Source organism: Angustibacter aerolatus, assembly GCF_054776675.1.
This window is the reverse complement of sequence record NZ_BAAHBM010000201.1, coordinates 1-795: the sequence shown is the minus strand read 5'-3', so window position 1 is coordinate 795 and position 795 is coordinate 1. Positions and strand designations below refer to the sequence as shown.

1 protein-coding gene is annotated in these 795 nt (G+C 79.5%); it reads right to left on the bottom strand.

Annotated elements, in window-relative coordinates; all coding sequences use genetic code 11:
* Nucleotides 1-782 (bottom strand): tetratricopeptide repeat protein (locus ACYVI6_RS18795; RefSeq protein ID WP_460447801.1); only part of this gene is annotated, 782 nt, incomplete at its 3' end.
* Nucleotides 783-795: the final 13 nt, after the last annotated feature.

Here is a 795-nt window from a genome sequence, read left to right as displayed (position 1 = left end):
AGCGCGGCCTGGGCGGCGGCCTGCTCGCCGTGCCCGTCCAGCAGCGCCGCCCGGGCGAGCAGCACGCGGCACTGGTCGAGGTCGGCGGCCAGCCCGGCTCGCTCGAGCAGGACGGCGGCCTGCTCCCCCAGCCGGCGGGCCTCGCCCGCCGCCCCGACCGACAGCAGCAGCTCGGCCCGGTCGACGAGCCGCTGCGGCACCCCGACGTCGTGCCGGTCGAGCACGGTGCCGTGCCGGTCGTACAGCGCGAGCGCCGTCACCGCGTCGCCGCGCAGGCTGGCGACCCACCCGCGGTTCCAGCCGGACATCGCGGCGTCGACCACCCGGTCGTGCCGCAGCGACAGCTGCTCGGCGACGGCGAGGTCGCGGTCGGCCGCCCGCAGGTCGCCGCGGTAGGCCTGCAGCAGCCCGCGGTTGCTGTGCACCCGCAGCTGCCAGAGCCAGTCGTCCGAGGCGACGAGCCCGGCGAGCGCCTGCCCGTGCATGGCCAGCGCCTCGTCGACCTCGCCGCTGCGCTGCAGGATGAGTGCGTGCTGCGCGAGCATGCGCGCCCCCTCGACGCCGCGCAGGTCGGGTGCCGCGCGCCGGGCCTGGCGCAGGGCGGCCGGCACCTGGCCCTGGTCGAGCAGCACCAGCGACAGCGTCATGCGGGCCTCGGCGACCGCGACGGGGTCGCGCCGGCGGGTGGCCGAGGCGAGGGCCGAGCGCAGCACCCGCTCGGCCGCTGCGGGGTCGCCGAGCGCGCGGTGCGCGAGCCCCAGGGCGCGTCCGGCGGTGGTCACCGCGGCGCCGTCC